The organism is Corallococcus terminator (genome assembly GCF_003611635.1).
Classification (GTDB): domain Bacteria; phylum Myxococcota; class Myxococcia; order Myxococcales; family Myxococcaceae; genus Corallococcus; species Corallococcus terminator.
The window spans coordinates 1-6,769 of sequence record NZ_RAVZ01000441.1 but is presented as its reverse complement, the minus strand read 5'-3'; the positions used below and the strand labels follow the sequence as shown (position 1 = coordinate 6,769).

General features: G+C 72.1%; 3 protein-coding genes. All 3 read right to left on the bottom strand.

Translation table 11 applies throughout. The features are described from left to right. Positions 1-186: 186 nt before the first annotated feature. Complete coding sequence (locus D7V88_RS37400; protein WP_120545346.1) at positions 187-2,058, bottom strand: hypothetical protein; 1,872 nt, start codon at positions 2,056-2,058, stop codon at positions 187-189. Positions 2,059-2,317: 259 nt separating this feature from the next. Next, positions 2,318-3,286 (bottom strand): ADYC domain-containing protein, encoded by a 969-nt coding sequence (locus D7V88_RS37395; protein WP_120545345.1) that lies wholly within the window; start codon positions 3,284-3,286, stop codon positions 2,318-2,320. A gap of 190 nt (positions 3,287-3,476) precedes the next feature. Then, a partial coding sequence (locus tag D7V88_RS37390) for an nSTAND1 domain-containing NTPase (RefSeq protein WP_120545347.1) occupies positions 3,477-6,769 on the bottom strand: 3,293 nt, incomplete at its 5' end.

Here is a 6,769-nt window from a genome sequence, read left to right as displayed (position 1 = left end):
CTTCCCTGGCTGCCGGAAAGGAGCCCACGGTGCGTCCGCAGAACACCCGTGGGCTCCTTTCCGGCAGCCAGGGAAGCGGGCGCTTCAACCCGGAAACGTCAACGGCCTCCGCCCCCGTGAACCGGGACGAAGGCCGCGCAGGACGTCGAACCCCTCACGCACGAGGGGCAGGCAGCCAGGGGGTCTCTAGTGGACCGACGCGCTGGTCGCCGTGAACGCCGCGGTCAGGCAGCTCTGGTTGGCCGTCTGGTCAAGGAAGGTCTGGCGGGCCAGCACTTCATTGAAGGTCCGGACGGGGGCGCCATCCGCGCGGTCCGGGACGACCATCGGGCCGCTCAGGAAGGGCGACAGCGCGCCGTTCTGGTTCACGTGGGTGAAGGAGATGCCCAGCTCGTCGCCGTGGCAGCCGTCACAGGTGTTGAGTGAGAACACGTGCCGGGCCTGACGGTTGGGGATGCTCGCGGCGGGCAGGCTCCAGAACGGCGGCGTGGCGAAGGGCGACGGAACGATGGAGCGACCGCCGCGGAACGGCGTGGCACCCACCACGAGCGGAACGCTGTACGTGCCGGCCACGATGCTGGCCGCGTTGGCGTTCACGTAGGACGGGAACACGGTCGTCTTCGTGGCGCGGTCCGGCGTCTGGGCCACGGTGTGGCTGTTGAGCAGACCCAGCACGGGGCCCGGGGACGCGAACGAGTTCGGGTTCACCGTCGTGTTCCACAGGCGGAACTCACGCAGCTCCCAGGGGTTGAAGAGCCAGTTCTCGTTGGTGCGCACCTGGTTGATGGAGCTGCGGTTGGGCTTGCGCGGCGACAGGTCGCGCTTGGCGAACTGCTCCGTGAGGGCCTCCAGCGCGGCGTTGTACGAAGCGCTGCCCAGCGCCAGCCCCGACAGGGCCTGCCACTGCTGCGCGTACGTCTTGATGGAAGCACAGCCCGTCTTGTCCACCCCGTACTCCAGGATGACCAGGAAGGGCGTCGTGTGACAGGAGGTGCCCGTGCCCTCGGTGGCGGCGAAGATGAAGCGGCCCTCGCCCGCGCTGCCGGCGCCGTAGGCGGGGTTGCTGCCGGCCAGGTCCAGCCGGTTGACGATGGCGATGAGCTTGAAGGGCGAGCGGGCCAGGTTCAGCTCACCGGTGGTCAGCTTCGGCCAGGGGGTGACGAGCTTCGGCACGATGTTGGTGCGCGCAGGGCTGACGAAGGAGTTGATGGTGCGGGGCGCTTCCCACTGCCGGACCCACTCGCGCACGAAGGTGGTGGGGGCCACGCCGGTGAACGGCTGGTTGGCCATCTCCGTCATCAGGTAGTTGAACGTCCACTTGCCGGCCGGGTTGCCCGCGTTGGTGCAGGGGTCCCACGTGCGCGTCGGATCATTGATGACGGCGGGCGCGCGGATGATGAGCGAGCGGGCCGGATCCACCAGCGACGCCAGGCCGATGGGCCGGATGGGAACGCGCTGGCCCACCTGGAACACGGTGGACATCGCCGTCACCGGGACGGTGCGCACGAGCGCGCGGTTCTCGAACACCGCCGTCGTCAGCGGCTCCTGCGACTGGGACTGCGCCTGGGCGATGCGCTGCTGCTCCGCCTGGAGCGCCACGAAGTCGAAGGTGCCGGAAGCGGTGAAGAGCAGGTCGCCCGCCACCGCGTCGCCGTTCTGGCCGTCGTCGCGGAAGAGCAACTGCTGGGAGCCCTCCGCCATCGCCAGCGTCTGGCCGCGGAACTGCTCGTTCTCCGAGCGCTTCGCGTCCAGCTTCAGCTCGAACAGGGACGCCGTGGCCTTGCTGGTCACCCCCTGGGGAATGGCCACCAGGGACTCCACCACGGGGCGCGCCGGCGCCTCATCCGGATCATTGGTCGCCGAGGCCAGTGCCGTGTCCAACGCGACCACCGGTTCCGCGACCTGGGCGGAAGGATCCGCCACCGGCGCGTCAGGCTCCGAACCTTCAACCGGGGGCTGACCACAGCCCACCGCCAGGGACGACGCGAGCAGCGCGAACGGCAGGCGCCACCGCACACTCCGGGAATGCTTCCACAGCGAAGACACGACAGGCTTCATGGGTGCTCCTTCCACGACGGGAAACCGCGACGGCAGGCATCCGATGGGGGCACCCTCACCGCCACGCCCGACGGGCTCCGGAAGGCCTCAAGCCCCGGTCCCGTTTCCCTGTGAAAGCAGCGCGCCCACCCCACCTCCGGCCCTCTCGGAGCCGGAGATGAATCAGGCGTTTCCTATATCATGAAACACTGACAATTATCGACTTACGGACTTTGTAACCTATCCGGTTACAAGGCAGTTTTTGCCGTAGCCTGGGAGGCTACAAGCCGGTGGTGCCGTACGGCGTCTCGCTGATGATGCGGGTGCCGGACTGGAAGTGGGCGGTGTCACCGCAGTTCGCGATGGCGGTGACGTTCGCGCACGTCACGGGGGACTGGGCGCGCGTCTGGCTGGTGAAGCAGCGGGCGCCGCCCTCGTTCCACTCGGCCTCCGTGCTCCAGGACTCGGTGTCACCCTGGACGCCCGCGGCGTCGTAGAGATTGACCCACTGACCGTCGGTGGTGTGCGACTCGCCGTCGCCGCAGAAGTCCGCGCGCACCATGCGGGTGCAGGCCTGATGGTGGCCCGCGAGGCTCTGGCCGTTGGAGGCGGTGGCCCAGGGCTTGTAGCCAAAATGCATGCACTTCGCGATGGCGGCGCCCTCACAGGCGAAGGTGAAGGCCGCGCTGTCGTTGATCTTCTCGCCGCCGCCGGTGACACCCTGGCGGTAGTCCCAGCGACCGGCCACGGCGATGGCGGAGACCGCCGCGCCGCTCGAGTCCTGGCACACCGCGCGCCAGGCGCCGTCGGTGCCCTGGTAGGAGACGCGGTAGGACCACAGGTCGCTGTCCACGCCGCTGCCCTGGGTGATGGCGTCGACGCGCAGGGGAAGGGTGGAACCGTCGCCCAGCTTGCCGACGAAGCGCGCGCCGTTGAAGCCCATGCCCGTGACGGGGTTGGCGCCGTCGAGTCCGACGAAGGCCGAGCCTTCCAGCCGCACGTTGCTCAGCGCCTTGCCGCTGGCGGAGAGCGCGCCCGTGTAGGCCACGGACACCAGCATGCCGCCCAGCTCGGAGTTGTTCAGGTTGCGTCCATTCAGGTTGCGGCCGTTGAGGTTGCGCCCGTTGGGGGACACGACCTCCGCCATCTGCGTCCGCAGGGACGGAGCCTCGTCCTCCGAGGATTCCGTGCCACAGCCCACCGCCACGACGGCAAGACACGCCGCGACCACTCGCTGCAACGTCCTCATCTGGATGCCCCTTCCCTGCCCCGACCCCGACCCCGCACCGTGTGCTTCAGGTGACAAGGTCCGTCCGGTGGGCGGGAGCGGCAACCGCGGCTGGCCCTGGTGGGCACTTGCAGCGTTGGGTGGCTTCCACTCGGAAGCGACCGGGGGGCGAAACCCGGGCTTCTTGAGGGGTTCTATCGTCCGGTGGTGCTCAGTGCCCTGCGTCCGCGGACGGAGGCAGGTCCGCGCACACGCGCAGGCCCACCGCGACATCGCGCATGGAGGCATCCGGCAGCTCGCGGTTGGTGGAGCGCGCGGACGTCACGGCGAACGAATAGCTGCCACCGCGCGCCACCGAGCGGCCGGGCTCCAGCCACGAGCGCGTCCACTCCCACACGTTGCCCGCCATGTCGTCCGCGCCGAAGGGGCTGCGGGACGCGGGGTGGCTGCCCACGACGTCCGGGCCGAAGCCGCCCGGGTCCTTGCCGTAGGTGGTGTCCACGTTGGCCTCGTCCGGCCCCAGCCGGTTGCCATGGGGGTACTCGCGGCCGTCCACGCCGCGCGCGGCGCGCTCCCACTCCAGCTCCGAGCACAACCGCGCGCCGGGCACCCGACCGGACGAAGACAGCCAGGCCACGTAGGCCTCCGCGTCGGAGAAGGAGATGCCGCTCACCGGGAACTGGCGCCAGTCCTGCTCCGTGCGCAGCGAGCGTCGAGCGTAGCGCAGGGGCTCACCGCTCTTCGCCGTGTAGAGCACGCCGCCGGGCTGGAAGCGCAGTCTCCAGCCGCTGGCGTCCGGCTCCAGCGCGAGCACCCCGGCATAGCCTCCGGTGCCCACGCGGGGCTGGCGCTGGGCGCGCTCCTGGGCGGGCAGGGCCTCCAGGTACGCCACCCAGTCCGCGAACGTCGTCTCATGGCGGGCGATGAGGAAGCCCGGCACCGTGACGGGGTGCATGGGAACGGCGTTGAAGAAGTCGCGCACGCTGGCCTCGGCGGCGCTGCCGAAGCGCACCTCGCCAGGGGGCACATAGGCGAAGCCCGAGGGGAGCGAACCCGCGCGGGGCAGCGGCAGGACGACGCGGCGCGATTCGCCGCGATGGAGGAGCAGCGGCTGCACCGCGTCCTCGTGGCCCGGCGCGCGCACGGTGAGCCGGTAGGGGCCGGGGGCAAGGGCCACGTCCGAACCGGGTGTCGCGCCGGAAGCCACGGGCTCGCCCGCGACCTCCGGGCCTCCGGGCTCGCGCGACAGGGGGCGCAGCTCCACGGAGGCACCGGGCGCCTCCGCGTTCACGGACAGGTGCGCGGGCGCGTTCCAGCGCAGCCAGCGGGTGCCGTCTGCGTCGTAGAGGCGCATGCGCTGGAGCAGCGCGGGCAGCACGGGTTCGCGCTCGCTTTCGGCCCACAGGGCGCGCTCGTAGAGGAAGTCCGCCAGCGCGTCGCGCACGTCGGCGCGGCCAGGGGCCAGGGCCAGCGCGCGCTCCAGCCGGTCCGCCACGGCATCGAAGTGGTGGCCCAGTTGCGCGGCGTGCCCGGTCGCCTTCAGCCAGCTCCGGTCGCCGTCCGCCTTGTGGCCGGTGTCGTAGAGGTGGAAGGCCTCGGTGCGCTCGGCCTGGAGCGCGTCGCGTTCGGTCCGCACGGAGCCCAGCTCCGCGGTGGCCGCGCCCAGCTCGGTGCGCACGCGCGCATCGAGGATGCGGCGCTCGCGCCACTGGAGGCCCACGTACACCAGGGCCAGCGACACGAGGAAGCCCAGCACCAGCCCCTGCTTCAGGCGCCGGCTGCGCACGCCGGTGCTGCGCGAGGTGTCGAGGAAGGACTGTTCACGCCGGGTGAGTTCGGAGGGCTCCAGCACCCCGGTCTCCGCGAGCTGCCGGGGCCCCCAGAGCGATTCGCGCGCATGGCCCAGGCGCTCCCACTGCGCGGCGGCGGCCTCCAGCCGGGCCTGCACCTCGCGGCGCTCGCCGGCCTCCACCAGCCAGCGCGCCAGCGTGGTCCACCCGGTGAGGAGCGCCTCGTGGGCCAGCTCGTACGCGGTGCCGCCCTCCCCTTCGCGAGCGACCAGCAGGCGCGCGCGCACCAGGGCCTCCAGCGCGGCGCGGTAGCGCGGGTCGTCACCCACGAGCTCGCGGTCCGTCTTGCGCGCGCGGGTGCCGTCCGCCGTCACCAGGCGCAGCATCACCCCGCGCGCGGCCGAGCGCTGATCCGGCAGCAGCCGGGCCACGGCGGCGTCCGCATGTCGGGCGAGCGCGCCGGACACACCGCCCAGCGACTCCAGCGCCGCCTGGGTCATCACGCCCCGGGACTCATCGCGCGCGTCCCACAGCTCCGCCAGCGCGAACTGGAGCAGGGGCAGGCCGCCGTCGGAGGCGGCCGTGGAGGCGACGAGCGCATCCACCACGGCCTCGGATTCGAAGCGCACGCCCTTGACGCGCGCGGGGCCGACGATGGCCTCGCGCGTCTCCTCGGAGGTGAGCGCGCGCAGCAGGTACAGCGCGTGCGGCACCTCCGGCCCCAGGCCGGGCACGCCGGTGAGGCGGGTGAGGAAGTCGCTGCGGCCGGTGGCCAACAGGCGCAGTCCGCCGGCCGCTTCGGTGAGCGAGCCCAGCGCGGCGCCCGCGAGCGCCGCCTCCTCCGGAGGGGACAGCGTCACCAGTTCCTCCAACTGGTCCATGTAGAGCAGGAGGCCGCCCACGGTGCCCAGCTTCGCGCGGAGCCTGCGGCCGAGCGACGTGGGGTCCTGGCGCAGCGTCTCCGCGAGCGGCTCCTCCTCCACCTCCAGCACCGGGGCGAGCGCCACGGCGAGCGCGGAGACGGGCCTGCGCCCGGGCACGAGCCGCGCGGTGCGCCAGCGTCGGCCGTCCTCCAGCGCGCCATCGCACACGGCGGGGAGGATGCCCGCGAGGCACAGCGACGACTTGCCGACGCCGGAGTCCCCCGTCATCAACAGGAAGGCCTCCGCCTTGAGCCGCTCCAGCACGGCGCGCTGTTCGCGGCGGCGGCCGAAGAAAAGCGAGCGGTGTTCGGCCTCGAACGCCTGGAGGCCGCGGTAGGGATTGCCCTCCGGGACGACGACGGGCACGTCCTCGCGGGTCAGCGCCTCCAGCGCGTCGAGCAACTGCGCGGCGGAGGCGTGGCGCTCCGCCGGGTCTCGTCGCAGGCACTTGTCGATGGCGGCGGCGAAGCCGGGATCCACCGACGGGGCGACTTCGAGCAGGGGCCGGACATCGCGGGTGCGCACAGCCTCGGAGAGTTCGCGCCAGGGCACGTCGCGGAAGGGGCCCCGGCCCGCGCACAGCTCGTAGAGCACGACGCCCAGCGAGTACACGTCGCTGCGCGCGGTGAGCTCCTCACCGGCCCAGGCCTCCGGGGACATGTAGTACGGCGTGCCCACCAGCGCGCCACGCGGCAGGGACGGCAGGAAGACGCCATCCAGCGACCGGGCGCCCAGGGCGGGGCTGGCTTCGGGGTCCCAGTCCGCGGGCAGCTCTGGCGGCGGCATGGGGG

Bases quoted from the DNA above. Each gene is read 5' to 3' on its own strand.
- D7V88_RS37400 (WP_120545346.1), bottom strand. From the start codon at position 2,058: ATGAAGCCTGTCGTGTCTTCGCTGTGGAAGCATTCCCGGAGTGTGCGG.
- D7V88_RS37395 (WP_120545345.1), bottom strand. From the start codon at position 3,286: ATGAGGACGTTGCAGCGAGTGGTCGCGGCGTGTCTTGCCGTCGTGGCG.